The sequence below is a fragment of the Roseburia sp. AF02-12 genome (genome assembly GCF_003461765.1).
Taxonomy (GTDB): domain Bacteria; phylum Bacillota; class Clostridia; order Lachnospirales; family Lachnospiraceae; genus Roseburia_C; species Roseburia_C amylophila.
Window position 1 is genome coordinate 266,603 of sequence record NZ_QTXS01000002.1, and the last position, 18,530, is coordinate 285,132.

Sequence of the window (18,530 nt, forward strand, 5' to 3'; positions counted from 1 at the left end):
GGAGGCATTTATGAAACAGTCTGAGAGAAAAAAAGTACAGTCTATTCTTGAAAATATACGAAAACAGCATAATATATTGGAAAGTCTGCCAGAGAAAGAAGTCTTTGCCCTGTTGGAAGAAAATCAGGGCACAATCATTGAACTGGGAAATTATGTGGAACAGAATATGGGACAGACAGCACCTTTTATCAGAATGTTGGAAGAGTATTGTGAGCTTGTATATCAGATGTTTCAGAGCATGAAAAAAAACAACAGACTTCAGGCAGCAGTGGAAAATGAAAGAGCAGGAAAAAAGCTGGAGCAGGCAGAAGATTATTATGTAAAGCATCTGCTGTATAGAAAATATGAAATATTGTTTCTGCCATATAAAGCAGCTATGTGGGATTCTATGGAAAGCATATATTTGGCTGCCGTACAAAATTCAAAGTGTAGAGTGTCTGTAATGCCAGTTCCTTATTACCTTTTGGAGGATGGAAAGAAAACAGCAGTATATGAAGGAAATCGATTTCCGGAAGGATTACCCATTGTAGATGCATATCAATATAAGCTTAAAGAGGAACGACCGGATGTAATCTTTATACATAATCCTTATGATGGATATAACCGGGTAACCAGAGTTGAGGAACAGTTTTACAGCAGTGAATTAATAAAATATACCAGCCATTTGTGTTATGTTCCCTATGATGTCGTAAATGAAAACAGTTTTAATGAGACGTATTGTATTGTGCCGGGTGTAAGAAATGCATGGAAGATTTTCGTACAGTCTGAAAAACTGAGAGAAATCTATGCAAAATATGTCGGGGCAGATAAAGTGGTTGCTTTGGGTTCACCGAAGATAGATAAGATTCTGAAAGGAAGAAATGGAGTGACAGTTCCGATGCAGTGGGAGAAAGTAATTGGAACAAAAACAGTATTTCTTTTGAATACGCATGTGTCACGGATTATCAATGAAAAGACAGGAGCATTTACTTTTTTGCGAAAGGTTGCAGAGTTCTTTGAAGAGAACAAGGATATCGTGCTGATTTGGAGACCGCATCCATTAAGTGAGAGCACTGCACTGGCAATGAACCGGAAAATATATGAGAAATATGAAGCAGTTATCCGGCAATTCAAAAAAATAGAGAATGTGATTTATGATGATACACCGGACATGCATTGTGCAATAGCGTTAAGTGATGCATACTTTGGCGATGGAGGTTCTTTGCTGACTTTGTATAAAGTCACAGGAAAGCCGGTTTATCTTCTGGATTCTGATGTTGATAATCTTAAAGTGACACCGGCAGAGCAGTTCTCTTGTGCGAATTTGATGGAATTGGAGCAGGAAGTCTGTTATGGAACAGGAAGAGCCTGCAATACATTGTTTGCAATCAACCGGAAGACGAAAACGGTACAATATATACGAAGTATTTTAGAAGAAAATCGTATGCAGGAAAATGCATATGGTTATGTGGTTTCTACAGAAGAGAAGATATTCATGCTGCCAAATTTTGCCAGACATATCGCAGTTGTTGATAAAAAAACAAAAGAAGTACATTATCTTCCAAACTATTACAAAAAAGAAGATGATTTAAAATGTGTTTCAGCAATAAGACAGGAGAATAAATTGGTAATTACACCACTTTTTTCTGGAGATCCGGTGCTTGTTTTAAATCTTGAGACAGAAGAAATAAAGAAAAGAGCGCTTCCGGAAGATAACGATAACCAGAGAAGCTTTTATTATGGTCAAAGCTGTATCAATAATGAAAAGTTGTATATTCCGATACGGACAGAAAACCGGATATTGGAAATTACGAGAGAAGAGGTTATCAGTCATAAACTGGAAAAAATAGATGGTGGATTCATGCAGTGCATATTCTGGGATGATAAGCTGTGGATACTTCCAGCAGATGGACAATATTTGCTGCAATGTAGTAAGGATTTTAGGCAGTTAAATAAGATTGAATATGATGAATTTATACCAATGGAAGACAAGGATAAGACATTTCTGTTTTATCGGATGGTACTGCAGAAAGAGAATTTATGGCTGATACCAAGAAATGTCCCATATTTTATTAAAATAGAGAAAAATGGAAAACCAACTCGAATTGATATAGACCATATTGAAGTGATAGAATATTTAAGACAGCATGAACAGCCATTTTCAGAGGCGGTTGCAGTAGAAGATAAAATATATTTTCCACCATTTATGCTTGCGGATTTCTATGTGCTGGATACGAAAGATAACAGTCTGAAAAAAGAACGTTTTCAGACGCAGCATACAGAAGAACTGGTGTCTCAAATTCTGGAATGTAAAGGAGAAAAAGAATATATTTACCGTTCTTCACTGTTTGGATTTTCTTATTTTGCAGATTTGGTAAGAAATAAGAAAGACATTTATGCAAAGCAGAGAAAAAATGCGGTACTGGATACTTTTGCACGGAATGATGGAAGTGCTGGAAAAGGAATTTTTGATTATGTTTGTAATGAAATAATGGATGCATCGGAGGAAGACTGACGTGAAATATTTAATCCTTGGAGTGAATGGAATGGCAGGACATATGGTGGCACAGTACCTGCTGGAACAAAAACATGATGTAACAGGGTTTGCAAAAAAAGAAAGTGCGATATGTAAGACAATCATAGGTGATGCCTGCAGGAAAGACGAGCTTTTGGATGCAATTACAGCTGATGATTTTGATGTGGTGGTAAATTGTATTGGAGTATTGAATACAGCAGTAGATAAGAAACTTTCGGATGGAATTTATTTAAATAGCGTATTCCCACATTTTCTGGCAGAAAAGTTAGAGAATACAAAAAGTAAGCTGATACATATCAGTACAGATTGTGTCTTTGAAGGTACAAAAGGAAAGTATACAGAAGAAGATCTGCCGGATGCAACATCCTATTATGGACGTTCTAAGGCATTGGGAGAAGTTTGTGATAACCGCAATCTTACAATCAGGACTTCGATTGTAGGACCGGAATTAAAGGAAAATGGAATCGGACTTTTTCACTGGTTTATGTTGCAGAGAAATTCTGTGAGCGGATATAAAAATGTAATCTGGTCCGGTGTTACAACCTTACAGCTGGCAAAAGCAATTGAAGCAGATGGAAAGAAGAATCAAAAAGGACTTTACCATCTGGTAAATAATGAAGAGATCAGTAAGTATGCATTATTGGGATTGTTTAATCAATATTGCAGAGAAAAGAAGATTGAAATAAAAGAAAATTGTAGTATTGTTAATAATAAGTCATTGGTTAATACGCAGGATGAAATTTTTGAAGTACCGTCTTATGAAAAGATGGTAAAAGAAATGGCAGAATGGATACAGAAACATCCACAGCTTTATCAACAGTATAAAGGAGTATAGCATAATGAAAAAATTGAAAGTGATGACAATTGCCGGAACAAGACCTGAATTGATTCGATTATCAGAAATTATAAAGAAAGCAGATTTGTATTTTGAACATATATTTGTGCATACCGGTCAGAATTATGACGCAAGGTTAAATGATATTTTTTATGATGATTTAAAATTAAGAAAGCCGGATTATTATCTGAATGTAGTTGGAGACAATCTGGGAGAAACGATGGGAAATATTATTGCAAAATCCTATGAACTGATGCAGAAGGTAAAACCGGATGCATTGCTGATACTGGGGGATACCAATTCCGCATTGACTGCAATTTCTGCAAAACGTTTAAAGGTTCCGATTTTTCATATGGAAGCGGGAAACAGATGCTTTGATGAGAATCTTCCGGAGGAAACCAACCGACGTATTGTAGATCATATTTCGGATGTCAATCTTCCATATACAGAACATGCAAGAAGATATCTGATTTCAGAAGGAATTCGAAAAGAACATATTTATGTAACCGGTTCTCCGATGAAAGAGGTGATTCTGGCACATCAGAAAGAAATCGAGGAAAGCAATGTGCTGACCACTCTTGGACTGACAGAAAGGAATTATATTGTTCTTTCAGCACACAGAGAAGAAAATATTGATAATGAGAAACATTTTGAAAGTCTGATGAATGCGGTAAATAAGATGGCAGAAAAATATCAGATGCCGGTTATTTATTCTTTGCATCCAAGAAGTGCCAAATTTGTAGAACAGCGTAATTATCAGTTCCATCCACTGGTAAGGAAAATGCCGCCATTTAATTTTACCGATTATAGTGCGTTGATGAAACATGCTTTTTGTGTGGTATCAGATAGTGGAACTATGCCGGAAGAATCGGCGGTCAGTCATTTCCCGGCAGTATGTATCCGCACTTCTACCGAACGGCCGGAAGCATTGGACAAGGGCTGTTTTGTAATTGGTGGGATTACAGAAGAATCTTTGTTACAGTCTGTTGATATGGCTGTGAGAATGGCTGAACTGGGAGATTTTGGAGAAGCAGTTCCGGATTATGAAGCCGTAAATGTTTCTTCAACTGTAATAAGAATTGTTCAGAGCTATACACGCATTATTGACGATAAGGTCTGGAGGAAATAGCACATGAGATACACCTGTAAAACTAACATAAATGAATTGAGAACTTCCTATGACTATCTGGTTGGCTGGGGTGCCGGAAGGGATGAATATGACAGACGATATAATTTAAGCCTGTATCAATTGGATTATATGATTGATGCAGCCAAAGAGAACTGGGGGAAAATCCGCTGTGGCATAAAGATGGAATCCCAGGAAATATTAAAGAATTTTGTCGGAAAAAAGGTCTGCTTTATTATATATCCGAATATTGAACTGGAGATAATGCCGGAAATAGAAAAATACCTCAAAGAGTATGATTTTATTGCATCCCGGTTAATTGACTGTCCACAGGCACCGTATTTACATTCTTATGCAACTGCAAATGAAGATATTATTTTTACACAATTGATAGAGGCACTGGGAATAAAGGATCCACTATATGTTGACATCGGGGTTTGCCATCCGGTAGTCAGAAATAATACTTATCTTCTATATGAAAAAGGTTATACCAATGGCATATTAATAGAGCCGAATGGAAATATGTGTGAACTGGCACAGATATATCGACCAAAGAATAAAATTGTTGAGGCGGGAGCCAGTGGTGACGAAGGTGGAATTCTCCGCTATTATATGAATCATCAGTCCAGCTTGAAAGGTTATAATACATTTAACCAGGAGGTTGCAGAACGAGAAGGATTTGCAGACAATTATAAGGATGTTCCGGTAATGAATATCAATCGTATTCTGGAAGAAAACTGTACCAAAGCCCCGGATATTATTGACATTGATACAGAAAGCATGGACTTTGAAATATTGGAAGCTTTAGATACAGATCGTTTTCGAGTAAAGCTGATTTGCGTAGAAGTATGGGGACGGGAAGCTGAATTTTCACAGATGATGGAGAAAAAAGGCTATGTTCATTATATGTCTACGATAGAAAATACACTTTATATTGCAAAAGAGACAGCAGAGCAGCTAAGAAACAGGAGGATTAGATAGATGGGATTCTTTACAGACAAAACATTGATGATTACAGGTGGAACTGGTTCTTTTGGAAATGCAGTTCTGAAAAGATTTTTAGATACCGATATCAAAGAAATCCGTATTTTTTCACGAGATGAAAAAAAACAGGATGATATGAGAAAGTTGTATAATAATACAAAAATTAAATTCTACATTGGAGATGTTCGTGACATACGAAGCGTACAGGATGCAATGCATGGTGTAGATTTCATATTTAGTGCAGCTGCATTAAAACAGGTTCCGTCCTGCGAATTTTTCCCGATGGAAGCGGTTCGAACCAATATAATTGGTACAGATAATGTATTAACAGCAGCAATTCAGGCGGATGTGCAGAAGGTAATTTGTCTTTCTACTGATAAGGCTGCATATCCGATTAATGCGATGGGTATCAGTAAGGCGATGATGGAACGTGTTTTTGTGGCAAAATCAAGAACAACAGATGTGACTACAATCTGCGGAACCCGTTATGGTAATGTAATGTGCTCCAGAGGTTCTGTTATTCCACTGTTTATCGATCAGATAAAGAGCGGAAAGCCGATTACAGTTACAGACCCTGAAATGACACGTTTTTTAATGAGCTTGGATGAGGCTGTGGATTTGGTAATGTTTGCGTTTGAAAATGCAAAGCCTGGAGACATTATGGTGCAGAAGGCTCCGGCATGTACAATCGGAGTTCTGGCACAGGCCGTAAGAGAACTTTTCCATGATACCAATGAAATTCATTATATCGGAACAAGACATGGCGAGAAAAAGTATGAAACTCTTTTGACCAGAGAAGAATGTATGCATGCATTTGACCTTGGAAATTTCTATCGTGTTCCGGCGGATAACAGAGATTTAAATTACGAACAGTACTATGAAAAGGGTCAGGTAGAGAAAGCAAAATTAGAAGAATTTACATCGGATAATACCACGATTCTGAATGTAGAGCAGGTAAAGGAAAAACTGCTGTCATTGGAATATGTTCGTAATGAACTGGAAAATATGTAATTTAATGAGGAAATACATATGTATTACATCAATGAAAATATTAAGGATTTATACAGAGTAAAATTTCATGATAACCGGGAAGGTGTACTTCGACTGGATATGAATGAAAATCCGGGCGGACTTCCGGAAAAAGTGTTTCGGCGGGTGATGGAAAAAATTACACCGGAGTATCTTGCAACATATCCACAGAAAGATAGACTTATGGAAGCAATTGCGAAACATGATGCATTGCTTTGTGAAAATATTTCTGTAACGGCGGGGTCAGATGAGGCAATGCGGCTGATATTCCAATGTTTTGCAAAAGCAGGTGGGAAAGTTGTTACAGTTGCACCGACCTTTGAAATGTATGATGTATATGCCAAAATGTTTGGAATGCAGCATGTGATGGTAGAATATCACGATGATTTTACGGTTGATGTAAATGACATTTGTAAAGAAATAGACACTCAGACCAATATTGTTGTATTGCTGAATCCCAACAGCCCGATTGGAACGGTATATAAGGACAATGAAATAGAAGAAATTATAAGAAAAGCGCAAGAGATGGGGGCGTTCGTAGTGATTGATGAAGCCTATCATTATTTTTATAAAAAGAGTGCTATTTCTTTGGTTAAAAAATATGACAATCTTATGGTGCTTCGGACATTTTCCAAACTATTTTCCATGGCAGGACTTCGAATCGGATATGTTGCGGGATGTGAGCAACTTATTTCCTATATTGAAAATGCGGAGTCAACTTTTAATGTAAATAATGTTGCGATTCTGTTTGCGTTAGAAGTAATCCGGGACAGTGATTTGGAAAAGAAACTGAAAAAAACGGAGCGGAAAGGCAGACAATGGCTGTTAAAGAAACTGGAAAAGAAAAAATATATCTGTTATGCCAGAGAGGGGAACTATATTCTGGTGAAGCCGGTAAAACCATCGGCAGAGGTTGTGGCAGAATTAAAAGAAAAAGGAATCTGGATTCGGGATTATAAGAAGGGTGTATTGAGTGGATGGATACGGATTTCCACCGGAGCAAAAAAATACATGAAACAGTTTTGGGAGGCATTTCTTGAAGTTGAACGGTCGTAAGAAAGATACAGTAGAACAGAACAACACTGAAATCATATTATCGGATCAGGAACTGCGTAAGTTGCAGTTGGATTTATTGGAGATGCTGATAGAAGTAGACCGTATCTGCCGGAAATATCAGATTGCATATTCGCTGGACGGAGGAAGCCTGCTTGGGGCAGTGCGTCATGGAGGATTTATTCCATGGGATGATGATGTAGATGTCATTATGCGAAGAAAAGAATATCAGAGATTTTATAAAGCGTGTAAAAGAGAACTGGATCAGAAACGTTTTACTTTGCAGGAATACCGGACAGATAAGAACTATCGCTGGGGCTATGCAAAGCTGCGGCGTAAGGGAACAGAATTTGTCCGGCTGGGACAGGAACATATGCAGAGCACAAGAGGAATTTTTCTTGACATATTTGTAGTTGATAATGTTCCGGATGGATATATTTTAAGAAGGCTGCATTATATGGCATGCTATGTAATTCGTAAACTGTTGTATTCTGAATTGGGGATGAAGGCAGCTTCTTCCGGATTGAAAAGGAAGTGGTTTGGCTGTTTATATCGTGTAGTTCCAAGAGATACCATATTTTCCTGGCGGAATCGAATTGCCGGAAGGTGTAACAGGAAAAGGACAACATTGGTCAGTCATATGACATATCCTTATCCGCATGGAAAATATGGTATGCCGGCAGAGTGCTTTGATGAAATGATGGATATGCAATTTGAAGGATATTCTTTCCGGGTGTTTAAGGAATATGATAATTATCTGAGGGAATTATATGGAGATTACAGGAAACTTCCTCCAAAAGAAGAACGAAAGGCACATTTAAGTGTATCCAAAATTCAACTGCTAGAGCCGGAAGATATTTTCTCAAAAGAAGAATTAAATCGACTGGGTTATTATGTGAGGGAGGAAAACAAATGAATATTGCATTATTGATTGCAGGTGGTGCAGGTACAAGAATGAAACAGGATATTCCGAAGCAGTTTCTTACGGTAAATGAAAAACCTGTTATTGTATATACATTAGAGGCATTTCAGAAACATGTTGAAATAGATGTTATTGCGGTAGTGTGTCTGGAAGGATGGGAACATGTATTAGAAGCATATGCCAGACAATTTAATATAACTAAATTACAACATATTTTCCCGGGTGGAGACTGCGGACAGGCATCTATCCGAAATGGAATTTATGCATTGGAAAAAGAATATGAGAAAGATGATATTATATTGATACATGATGCGAACAGACCAATGGTATCGGCAGATATTATATTAGATTGCATTGTGAAGACAAAACAGTTCGGAAATGCAATTCCGGTTATTCCATGTGCAGAGGCAATGCTTGAAACAGAAGATGGCATGGTATCTACGGGAAGTTATCCAAGGGAAAAATTAAAGCGGACACAAACTCCGCATGGATTTAAATTAGGGGATATCTGCCAATTGCATCGAGAAGCAGAAAAAGCAGGAATAACTAATTCGGTGGCTTCCTGTACATTGATGATAGAACTGGGAAAACAGGTGCATTTTTCCATGGGCTCAGAGAAGAATATAAAAATTACAACAGTGGATGATGTTGATATATTTAAGGCACTGCTGCTGGCAAAACGGTCAGAGTGGTTAAAGTAGGAAGGCAAAATGAGCAGATATAACAGCGAGACATATCGGAAAGATTTGCAAAAAACAATTGAGTCAGCCAATGATATCTTAAAGGCGTTAGAAGGAAAAAAGGTATTGCTGACTGGTGCAACTGGATTGATTGGTGCTGCGATTGCAGATTTATTAATCTGGTACAACAAGGATAGAAATGTGCCGGTTGAACTATATGCAGCCGGTAGAAATGAGAAACAGATAGAAGAAAAATTTGAGCCTTATGAAAAAGCAGCCTGGTTCCATATTGTTCCATATGAAGCTACTGGAAAAATTAAATTTGAATGCCCGGTGAACTATATTATTCATGGCGCGGGAATTGCCTATCCGAAAATGTTTACTCAAAGTCCGGTAGAAACGATGCAGGTAGCATTATATGGCACAGATCAGATGTTAAAGTATGGAGTGAAACAGAAGATTCAGAGGATGGTATTTATCTCTTCCAGTGAAGTGTATGGAAAACATGCAGGTGAAAATCCATTGGAAGAGTCGGAATATGGATATATAGATTTATTAAATCCAAGATCTTCTTATTCGATGGGAAAACGTGCAGCAGAGACAATGTGCATCAGTTATGCAAAAGAATATAATCTTCATGTTACAATTGCCCGTCCGGGGCATATTTACGGACCTACAGCACGGAGAGCAGATAATCGTGTGTCTTCTATGTTTGCATATGATGCAGCAGATGGCAAAAATCTTATTATGAAAAGTAATGGCACGCAGATAAGGTCCTATTGTTACACACTGGATTGTGCATCGGCAATTTTATTATTGCTTTTAAAAGGCGAAAAGGAACAGGCATATAATATTTCAAATAGAAATTCCATTATGTCTATAAAAGAGCTGGCAGAGCAATTTGCAAAGGAAGCAGGGGTTCAGGTGCAGTTTCAAATCCCAAAAGAGGAAGAGCGACAGGCATTTAATCCCATGGATAATTCCAGCCTGAATGGGGAAAAGCTGGAGTTGCTGGGCTGGCAGGGACTTTTTGGTGGAGAAGAAGGTACGGCACATACAGTAAGAATTATCAGAGAAGGAAGACTATAAGATAGCAAAGGAGCCACCCTATGAATATTTTGGTTTACCGCTGGAATTCCTACAACTACATAGACATCATTGCAACATTCCAATCCATGGGACATCAGGTGGATGTAATTGAGCAGGAACTGGAAAGCTATGATGAGGATGAAGTGTTTGCGGCACGTTTGCATGGTATCTTGCAGCAGAAAAACTATGACTTTGTCTTTACGGTGAATTATTTTGCAGTGATTTCCGGAGTATGCCAGCAGATGGGGATAAAGTATGTATCCTGGAGCTGTGACAGCCCGCTGCTTAGCATGTATCACAAGAATGTATTCTTGGACTGCAATTATTTCTTTCTCTTTGATAAGACCAATTATCTGGAATTCAAGGGAATGGGCATAAAACATATCTGGCATCTGCCGCTGGCAGTGGATACGAACCGGCTGGATGAGCTATTTGCACAGGATACTATGGATAAAATGCAGTTAGCAGAAACAGATAGTGGGAATGCCTCAAAACATTCGGTGCGGGATTTTGCAGGCGGGATTTCTTTTGTAGGAAATTTATATGAGAAGAACAGCTATGATGAACTGGAAAAAAGGTTCCCGGAATATTTGCGGGGTTATTTTGATGCTGTCATGGAGGCACAGCTTAATATCAGCGGCGGCAATATAATCGAACCGATGTTGACTGCGGATATCTTAGAGCGTGTATCGGAATATTTTGAACTGAAGAAATCGAAGGATTCTTTTTCTGATCTGGGGCTGGTATTTGCAACAACGGTGCTTGGATTTAAAACTGCTTCTTTGCAGCGGCAGCGTGCATTGCTGGCGCTGGTGGCTAAATTCCCGGTAAACCTTTATACAAATACAGGCGGAGATACTTTGCTTCGGGTAAAGAATTGCGGCTCAGTAGATTATTGGTCGGAGATGCCGAAGGTATTCCACTATTCGAAAATCAATCTTAATTTTACGATTCCGAATATCAAGAGCGGGTTGCCTCTACGGATTTTTGATGTACTTGGTGCAGGTGGATTCCTGTTGACCAATTATCAGGCAGAATTACCGGATTATTTTGAAATTGGAAAAGATTTGGCTTGCTTTGAATCCGAAGCAGAACTGGTAGAAAAATGCAGCTACTATCTTACCCATGAGGAAGAACGGCAGCAGATAGCAAAGAACGGTTATGAGAAAGTGAAGAACTGCTGCAGCTATCGGAAACGTTTGAAGTTTATGTTGGAAAAGATTGGGGAGGAGTAGAAGATAGTGGATTTATAAAAAAATTAGAGACGCTTTACAGTGTTTTTAGAAACTTGTATTGTATATGCTTCGACGGTTATGTTACAATAGCTACGAAGCATATTTTTTCATAATTTTGGCAATATGCAAAAAGGAATCCGTATAATGCCTCATTTCATAGAATCAATGAACACATCTTATATTTCTTGAAAAATTCATGCTTTAAACTCACAAAAAAAGCAGGATTTTTTTAGAAAACTCCTGTGAAAAATTGCATAGGAGGAAGAATGAAATGCCCGCATTATCAATGTTTTATGGAATTATTGTACGCATGCAAAGTGAAAAAGGTGGAAAACATAGTAAACCACATATTCATGCGTTGTATGGAGAAGAGGAAATTGTAGTTTCGCTGAATGGAGAAGTATTGGAAGGCAAGTTCCCTAATCGGCAGTTAAAAATGCTATTGGCATGGATGACAATCCATGAAGATGAATTATATGCCAATTGGAAAATGCTAAGTGAGGGAGAAGGCTATTTCCGGATAGCTCCATTAAAATAATGGAACAGAACAAGGAGGATATGAAGATGCTTAGACCAACGGCTACAAGCGTTCGGGCGGAAGAAGGTTATATTCTTGATGTTGAATTTGATAATGGAGAAAGAAAACGGTTTGATGTTAAACCATATATAAAAGGCTCGTGGTATGGAAAATTGGAGAATCCGGATTACTTTAGAAGGGTAAGAACAGATGGATATACTGTTGTATGGCCGGAAGGTCAGGATATCTGTCCGGATGAATTGTATACACAAAGCACCAGCTTCGCAAAATAAAGAACATACCCTGTCACTGGCAGCAAAAAAATAAGACCTGATTTTTCCTACATGTAAAAGTCAGGTCTTATAAATATTTATCCAACATCAAACCAGAGTACATAGACGTAATATAAGGTGTGGCAAAATTCTTGCCCGGGTTCTTGTAAGCAACAATTACTTTGTCCACGTACTGCATCGGATTTAAGGAAGCCTGGTTGGCTTTTACGCTTAAAGCATTCTTAAAGCGGTTTAATACATGGAAACTCTCGGTGGCATCATCCGATTCGACAGCGTCCGCCAGTAAATCCCGGTCAACGGAAATAGTAGAATCAGAATTTATAATAAGTCCGATGGCTTCAAAATCATTTTTAAAATGCTGTGCAACACCGCTCATATCAGAAAGCAGCTTCTGGCTGGTCGGCTGCGACTCGCGGTATTCATTAGCGGTATCCACCATGGAATTATAGGAATCCACCAGTTCCTGAATATTATCGGCAACGGCATCCACATTTGCTTTAAAACCAAGGGTAGCAGGTCTGCCTTCCGGGCTGACCGCTTTCAGGTGTACTTCAAAAGTATTGTTGATGGTAAACGTATTGGAATAGGAACTGTGTTCCGTACCGTTTAACAGAAAAACGGAATTGGAAGCTGCATCCGTAACCTTGTTAATACCAAGCTTATCCATTGCCTGTATGGATTCGTTGGAAGTTCCCGGCAGAATCTGGAACAGAAAATCTTCGTCATCCTTAAGACCGGTCTGTCTGGAAGTTAAGACCAGGGCACTGTGGCCGGAGTCATCTTCTTTAACATCTGCATGAATGCCAATGCTGGCAGTATTGAAAAGCTTTGCCAGCTTATCCTGGACACTCCGGTTTGTATCGTCCGGATTTACATTAAACTGGAACTCATAGGAAGCACTGCTGGTATTCAGATCAAAGGAATAACTGCCTGGTTTAAAAGCAAGCTGGTCATCCTTTAAGTAATTACCGTAGTTTAACTGCGGAGAAGCAAGCTTCTTGATTTCCATCTGAAAGCTGTTGGTATTCTCGCCGGAATCTCCGTTTCCAATATAATCTGCATCAACAATATCATCCTGATCAGAAACGGCAATTTTTTTCTGAAAAGCCTCTGCAAGACTGTCACCGGTAGATAAAGAAGCAATGACATTTTTTAAATCACGGGCATGCTCTTTGATATCGATAGCAAACTTCTGTGCATCAGCAGAATCTTTTATTTTGTAAAGAGGGGATTCTTTATTGATTTTTACAATATTATTGTAAACAGAGCGCAACTCACTCTTCTTGTGGGAATCATACCGGGAAACGGTAGACTTGCCATAAGTTGTAAGATAATAGTTATACATATTATCAAGAATAGCAGATGCCATAAATAACCCCCTCCTTTCTTCCATGAAATGTGCATCTTCCTGATGCCGGGGTATAGTAAAATCCATTTATACATATCTAATATAGCATAAAAATAAGAAAAAGTCATCTACAAGATATACAAAAAATGTTGCAAAAACGCTAGATTTTGTGGTAATATATGTACTAGATTACAAGTTTACAGAGAATATGAAAAAAGAGTTGACGCTCCATGTGGTTTGTGCTATCATAGACTAGCTTGGAAGTAAGTCTTTTTTTTATGCCTAAAAATAGGCATAGAAAACACAAAGAAAGTAATGGAGGTGGAAGTTGTGCGCACAAAGATTACATTAGCATGCACAGAATGCAAGCAGCGTAATTACAACATGACAAAAGACAAGAAAGCTCATCCAGACAGAATGGAGACAAAGAAGTATTGTAGATTCTGCAAGACTCATACATTACACAAAGAAACAAAATAATTTGTGAATGCGTGACAATGAGCAAAAAGAAAAGGAAGTGACAAAATGGGAGAAACCGAAAACAAGAACACAGCAGTAAAAGAGAGCTGGTTCGCCGGTCTTAAGGCTGAATTCAAAAAAATCATTTGGCCTACAAAAGAATCACTTGCCCGTCAGACAACAGCAGTTGTTATTGTGTCAGTTGTACTTGGTCTGATAATTACACTTCTGGATACAATCATCCAGTATGGTGTGAATTTTCTAGTGAATTTATAATGGAGGCATAGGTGATTATGGCAGAGGCACACTGGTATGTAGTTCATACCTATTCAGGTTATGAGAATAAGGTCAAAGCGAACATCGATAAGGCAATCGAGAACCGGCATTTAGAAGAGCAGATACTCGAAGTCAGAGTACCGATGCAGGATGTTGTCGAGCTTAAGAACGGTGCGAAAAAGCAGGTTCAGAAGAAAATGTTCCCGGGATATGTGCTTATCAATATGGTCATGAATGATGATACCTGGTATGTGGTAAGAAATACCAGAGGCGTAACCGGATTTGTTGGACCGGGATCTAAGCCGGTACCACTCACTGACGCTGAAATGAGACCACTGGGAATCAAGTCAGACAACATTGTCGTAGATTTCGATGAAGGCGATACTGTCGTTGTAATCGGTGGTGTGTGGAAGGACACCATCGGTGTTATCCAGCGTATGGATCACGGAAAACAGATTTGTACGATTAATGTGGATTTATTTGGCCGGGAGACTCCGGTCGAGATTAGTTTTTCAGATGTAAAGAAGATGAATTAAAGGAGGCAACCTCAAATGGCAAAGAAAGTAGAAGGATATATCAAATTGCAGATTCCTGCCGGCAAAGCAACTCCGGCACCACCTGTTGGACCTGCTTTAGGTCAGCACGGTGTGAATATTGTGGAATTCACAAAACAGTTTAATGCAAAAACAGCAGATATGGGAGACACAATCGTTCCTGTAGTTATCACTGTTTACGCAGACAGAAGCTTCAGCTTCATTACAAAAACTCCTCCAGCAGCAGTACTGCTGAAGAAGGCCTGCAACTTAAAGAGTGCATCAGCAACTCCTAACAAGACAAAAGTTGCAAAAATTTCTAAAGCTAAGCTTCAGGAAATCGCTGAGCTGAAAATGCCAGACTTAAATGCTGCATCTGTTGAAGCTGCAATGAGCATGATCGCTGGTACAGCAAGAAGTATGGGTATTGAAGTAGAAGAGTAACCCAGAAGAAACGAAAATACGTGGGAGGGTTCCACTCCCGATAATACCACAGGAGGTTATTTAGAATGAAAAGAGGAAAGAAATATTTAGAAGCTGCAAAATCAATTGATAGAGCAACTTTATATGATCCGGCAGAAGCAATCGGACTTGCAAAGAAAGCAGCCGTTGCAAAATTTGATGAGACTATCGAAGTTCACATTCGTACCGGATGTGACGGACGTCACGCAGATCAGCAGATTCGTGGTGCAGTTGTATTACCACACGGAACTGGTAAAGCTGTAAAAGTATTAGTATTCGCAAAGGGAACCAAATTAGACGAGGCTCAGGCAGCAGGTGCTGATTTCGTTGGTGGAGAGGAATTAATTCCGAAGATCCAGAACGAAGGATGGCTTGACTTCGACGTTGTTGTTGCAACTCCTGATATGATGGGTGTTGTTGGACGTCTTGGTCGTGTACTTGGACCGAAGGGCTTAATGCCAAACCCAAAAGCTGGAACTGTTACTATGGACGTTACCAAGGCAGTAAACGATATCAAAGCCGGAAAAATCGAGTATAGATTAGACAAAGCAAATATTATCCATGTGCCAATTGGAAAAGCATCCTTTAGTGAAGAACAATTAGCGGACAACTTCCAGACTCTTATTGATGCCGTAAACAAAGCAAAACCGGCTACATTAAAAGGTCAGTACATGAAGAGCGTTTCTGTAGCTCCTACCATGGGACCGGGTGTAAAAATCAACCCACTGAAGCTTGTTTAGTTTTTGTTATTGACATCCAAGATATTAATTGCTATAATAGCAAAGCATATTGCCGAAGACAGTAGGTGCCGTAAGGCGTAACCGTAGAGAACCTACCGAGGAAATGCAGATACTTATGTATTTGTAAATGAGATTTCAAATCCTCTCTGTCTTCCACAGAGAGGATTTTTTAAGGTAATGTACCTGTCTTTCGCAAGATGAAAAATAAAGAAGGAGGTGCACGATTCGTGGCAAAAGTAGAACTTAAACAGCCTATCGTACAGGAAATTTCTGAGCAGATTAAAGATGCACAGTCAGTAGTAGTCGTTGACTACCGTGGACTTACCGTTGCAGAAGATACTCAGCTGCGTAAGCAGTTAAGAGAAGCTGGTGTTGCTTATAAAGTATATAAGAATACATTAGTTAATTTTGCAATCAAAGGAACTGATTTCGAAAGCCTTTCCGACGTATTGGAAGGACCAAACGCATTCGCAATTTCAACAACAGATGCAACAGCACCTGCAAGAGTAATTGCTAAATTTGCAAAGACAGCTCCTGCACTTGAGATTAAAGCCGGCGTAGTAGAAGGAACCTTCTATGATGCAGATGGAATGAAAGCAATCGCTACAATCCCATCCAGAGAAGAATTACTTTCCAAATTCCTTGGAAGTATTCAGTCTCCTATTACAAACTTCGCTCGTGTTATTAATCAGATCGCTGAAAAAGGCGGCGCAGCAGACGTAGAAGTTAAGGCAGAAGAGGCAGCACCTGCAGAAGAAGCTCCAGTAGAAGCTCCTGCAGAGGAAGCTCCAGCAGCAGAATAATCTGCAAACCAATCAATTTATTGAAAACAAAACCAAAAACGGAGGTAAATTAAAATGGCTAAATTAACAACAGCTGAGATGATTGACGCTATCAAAGAGTTAAGCGTATTAGAGTTAAATGAATTAGTAAAAGCTTGTGAAGAAGAGTTCGGTGTATCCGCAGCAGCAGGCGTTGTAGTTGCAGCAGCAGGTGGAGACGCAGCAGCAGCAGAAGAGAAGACTGAGTTTGACGTAGAGTTAACAGAAGTTGGACCAAACAAAGTTAAGGTTATCAAAGTAGTTCGTGAAGCTACTGGCTTAGGCTTAAAAGAAGCTAAAGACTTAGTAGATGGCGCTCCTAAGATCGTTAAAGAGCAGGCTGACAAAGCTACAGCTGATGACATCAAAGCTAAATTAGAAGCTGAAGGTGCTAAAGTAACATTAAAATAATTTTTGATTCACAACTGAATTAGAAATGATAGGAATCGGATTCATAGAAATATGGATCCGATTTTCTTGTAGTTTATAGGACTTTAGACCTATTGACGAAAAAAGGAAATATGTAATAATAGTAGCGTAACTTGAAAACAATATAAGAACAGGAGATTAGTTATGAACACAGGACTTAAGGTATGGCTCTGGATTGTATTTGTAATCAATATCATTTCCGGAGTAATGATGATTCCGTTAATGCTCATTCAGCCACTGCTGATTGTCAGCCTCATTGCAGAAGTGCTTATTATCGTAGGTGCCGGCCTGATTTTGTTTGCACAGAAGAAGGTTGGATTCTATCTGATGATTGCATGTGCAGCAATCGGTCTGGTAATCAATATCTTTGGCGGAGTTGGAGTGGTAAAAAGTATCATCAGCGCAGTATTGTGCCCACTAATTACATACTTATTTATGCAGAAAGACTGGGACAGCTTCCAGTAGAATGAGACATCAACAAGAAGAACCTTCTGGCAGAAATGCTGGAAGGTTCTTTGTTTTATAGAAAATATTTTTATAAAAGTGATAGATTTAAGACACCAGATTCGTAATAATAAGTGTAGCTGCAAAAATGCAAACCATGGTGCATGAAGCAAAAGGCAGGATAACAATGAAGATAACAGAGAAGAATTATATTCAGCAATTACAATTGCATAATGAAGAAGCATTGATTTATGTCATAGATATGTATGGTGGATTGCTTAAGGCAGTCATCCGGAAACACTTATTTACCATGCCACAGAAACAGGAAGAATGCATGAACGATGTGCTGCTTTCCATCTGGGAACACGCAGCATCCTTTGATGATAAGAAGAACAGCTTCAAGAACTGGGCGGCAGCCATTGCCCGGTACGAAGCCATCGACTATCTTAGAAAATATAAGCGGGACTTGGAACAGCTTTGTATGGATGATGTGACAGCGGCGGAAAATGACAGGATGTTAGAACAACTGATAGAAGGGGAATTAAGCCATGAAGTAGAACAATTGCTTTTGTGTCTGAAACCTCTTGACCGGAAAATATTTATGAAATTATTTGTAGAGGAAGAATCTGTAGAGCAGATAAGCGAAGATACCGGACTTCCGAGAGATGTCATTTACAACCGGGTATCCAGAGGAAAGCGGAAAATGAGAAACATGTATTTGAAACAGAAGGAGGCATGAA

22 protein-coding genes and 1 other annotated feature are annotated in these 18,530 nt (G+C 38.9%); of the genes, 21 read left to right on the forward strand and 1 reads right to left on the reverse strand.

Features of this window, described 5'->3' with window-relative positions; all coding sequences use genetic code 11:
• Nucleotides 1-10: 10 nt before the first annotated feature.
• From DV740_RS10890 to DV740_RS10945, 12 genes are all read left to right on the forward strand, one after another.
• A complete protein-coding gene (locus DV740_RS10890) occupies nt 11-2,494 on the forward strand; it encodes a hypothetical protein (protein ID WP_118088079.1) in 2,484 nt (827 codons plus the stop codon).
• Between the two features lies 1 nt (nt 2,495).
• Nucleotides 2,496-3,350: a dTDP-4-dehydrorhamnose reductase family protein gene (locus DV740_RS10895; protein WP_117841473.1), complete on the forward strand. Its 855-nt coding sequence runs from the start codon at nt 2,496-2,498 to the stop codon at nt 3,348-3,350.
• A 4-nt stretch (nt 3,351-3,354) separates the two neighbouring features.
• Complete coding sequence (gene wecB / locus DV740_RS10900; protein ID WP_117841472.1) at nt 3,355-4,479, forward strand: non-hydrolyzing UDP-N-acetylglucosamine 2-epimerase; 1,125 nt, start codon at nt 3,355-3,357, stop codon at nt 4,477-4,479.
• A 3-nt stretch (nt 4,480-4,482) separates the two neighbouring features.
• Entirely contained in the window at nt 4,483-5,457 is a 975-nt protein-coding gene (locus DV740_RS10905) for an FkbM family methyltransferase (RefSeq protein WP_117841471.1), read from the forward strand.
• On the forward strand, nt 5,458-6,471 hold the full coding sequence (locus DV740_RS10910; protein WP_117841470.1) for a polysaccharide biosynthesis protein: 1,014 nt from the start codon (nt 5,458-5,460) through the stop codon (nt 6,469-6,471).
• Between the two features lie 18 nt (nt 6,472-6,489).
• Nucleotides 6,490-7,545, forward strand: coding sequence for a pyridoxal phosphate-dependent aminotransferase (locus tag DV740_RS10915; RefSeq protein WP_117841469.1), 1,056 nt, complete (start codon nt 6,490-6,492; stop codon nt 7,543-7,545).
• A complete protein-coding gene (locus DV740_RS10920; protein ID WP_199534951.1) occupies nt 7,526-8,458 on the forward strand; it encodes a LicD family protein in 933 nt (310 codons plus the stop codon). The genes DV740_RS10915 and DV740_RS10920 overlap by 20 nt, the downstream gene beginning before the upstream one ends.
• The gene (locus DV740_RS10925) at nt 8,455-9,165 is read left to right on the forward strand and encodes an IspD/TarI family cytidylyltransferase (protein ID WP_117841468.1); all 711 of its coding nucleotides are present in this window, start codon (nt 8,455-8,457) and stop codon (nt 9,163-9,165) included. The genes DV740_RS10920 and DV740_RS10925 overlap by 4 nt, the downstream gene beginning before the upstream one ends.
• A gap of 9 nt (nt 9,166-9,174) precedes the next feature.
• On the forward strand, nt 9,175-10,233 hold the full coding sequence (locus DV740_RS10930) for an NAD-dependent epimerase/dehydratase family protein (RefSeq protein WP_118088080.1): 1,059 nt from the start codon (nt 9,175-9,177) through the stop codon (nt 10,231-10,233).
• Between the two features lie 20 nt (nt 10,234-10,253).
• Nucleotides 10,254-11,468 carry a CgeB family protein gene (locus DV740_RS10935; RefSeq protein ID WP_118088081.1) on the forward strand — a complete coding sequence of 405 codons (1,215 nt, stop codon included), beginning with the start codon at nt 10,254-10,256 and terminating at the stop codon, nt 11,466-11,468.
• A 271-nt stretch (nt 11,469-11,739) separates the two neighbouring features.
• Nucleotides 11,740-12,006, forward strand: coding sequence for a DUF4160 domain-containing protein (locus DV740_RS10940; protein ID WP_022242920.1), 267 nt, complete (start codon nt 11,740-11,742; stop codon nt 12,004-12,006).
• 26 nt (nt 12,007-12,032) lie between these two features.
• A complete protein-coding gene (locus DV740_RS10945) occupies nt 12,033-12,278 on the forward strand; it encodes a DUF2442 domain-containing protein (RefSeq protein ID WP_022242921.1) in 246 nt (81 codons plus the stop codon).
• A gap of 67 nt (nt 12,279-12,345) precedes the next feature.
• On the opposite strand, the gene fliD is transcribed toward DV740_RS10945, so the two are convergent.
• Nucleotides 12,346-13,647 (reverse strand): flagellar filament capping protein FliD, encoded by a 1,302-nt coding sequence (gene fliD / locus DV740_RS10950; protein ID WP_117697289.1) that lies wholly within the window; start codon nt 13,645-13,647, stop codon nt 12,346-12,348.
• A 309-nt stretch (nt 13,648-13,956) separates the two neighbouring features.
• Between fliD and rpmG the strand changes: the two genes are divergently transcribed.
• From rpmG to DV740_RS10995, 9 genes are all read left to right on the forward strand, one after another.
• Complete coding sequence (gene rpmG, locus DV740_RS10955) at nt 13,957-14,106, forward strand: 50S ribosomal protein L33 (RefSeq protein WP_117697288.1); 150 nt, start codon at nt 13,957-13,959, stop codon at nt 14,104-14,106.
• Between the two features lie 45 nt (nt 14,107-14,151).
• Nucleotides 14,152-14,361, forward strand: a complete 210-nt coding sequence (gene secE, locus DV740_RS10960; RefSeq protein ID WP_022242923.1) for a preprotein translocase subunit SecE — start codon at nt 14,152-14,154, stop codon at nt 14,359-14,361.
• 17 nt (nt 14,362-14,378) lie between these two features.
• A complete protein-coding gene (gene nusG, locus DV740_RS10965) occupies nt 14,379-14,897 on the forward strand; it encodes a transcription termination/antitermination protein NusG (RefSeq protein ID WP_022242924.1) in 519 nt (172 codons plus the stop codon).
• A 15-nt stretch (nt 14,898-14,912) separates the two neighbouring features.
• Nucleotides 14,913-15,338: a 50S ribosomal protein L11 gene (gene rplK / locus DV740_RS10970; RefSeq protein ID WP_117841463.1), complete on the forward strand. Its 426-nt coding sequence runs from the start codon at nt 14,913-14,915 to the stop codon at nt 15,336-15,338.
• Nucleotides 15,339-15,403: 65 nt separating this feature from the next.
• The gene (gene rplA / locus DV740_RS10975; protein ID WP_022242926.1) at nt 15,404-16,096 is read left to right on the forward strand and encodes a 50S ribosomal protein L1; all 693 of its coding nucleotides are present in this window, start codon (nt 15,404-15,406) and stop codon (nt 16,094-16,096) included.
• Nucleotides 16,097-16,130: 34 nt separating this feature from the next.
• Nucleotides 16,131-16,276, forward strand: a sequence feature (ribosomal protein L10 leader region).
• A gap of 47 nt (nt 16,277-16,323) precedes the next feature.
• Nucleotides 16,324-16,899 (forward strand): 50S ribosomal protein L10, encoded by a 576-nt coding sequence (rplJ, locus tag DV740_RS10980; RefSeq protein ID WP_022242927.1) that lies wholly within the window; start codon nt 16,324-16,326, stop codon nt 16,897-16,899.
• 54 nt (nt 16,900-16,953) lie between these two features.
• Complete coding sequence (rplL, locus tag DV740_RS10985) at nt 16,954-17,328, forward strand: 50S ribosomal protein L7/L12 (protein WP_117697286.1); 375 nt, start codon at nt 16,954-16,956, stop codon at nt 17,326-17,328.
• A gap of 162 nt (nt 17,329-17,490) precedes the next feature.
• Entirely contained in the window at nt 17,491-17,811 is a 321-nt protein-coding gene (locus tag DV740_RS10990; protein WP_022242929.1) for a hypothetical protein, read from the forward strand.
• Between the two features lie 166 nt (nt 17,812-17,977).
• Nucleotides 17,978-18,529, forward strand: a complete 552-nt coding sequence (locus DV740_RS10995) for a sigma-70 family RNA polymerase sigma factor (RefSeq protein WP_117697282.1) — start codon at nt 17,978-17,980, stop codon at nt 18,527-18,529.
• The last annotated feature ends 1 nt before the right edge of the window (nt 18,530 follow it).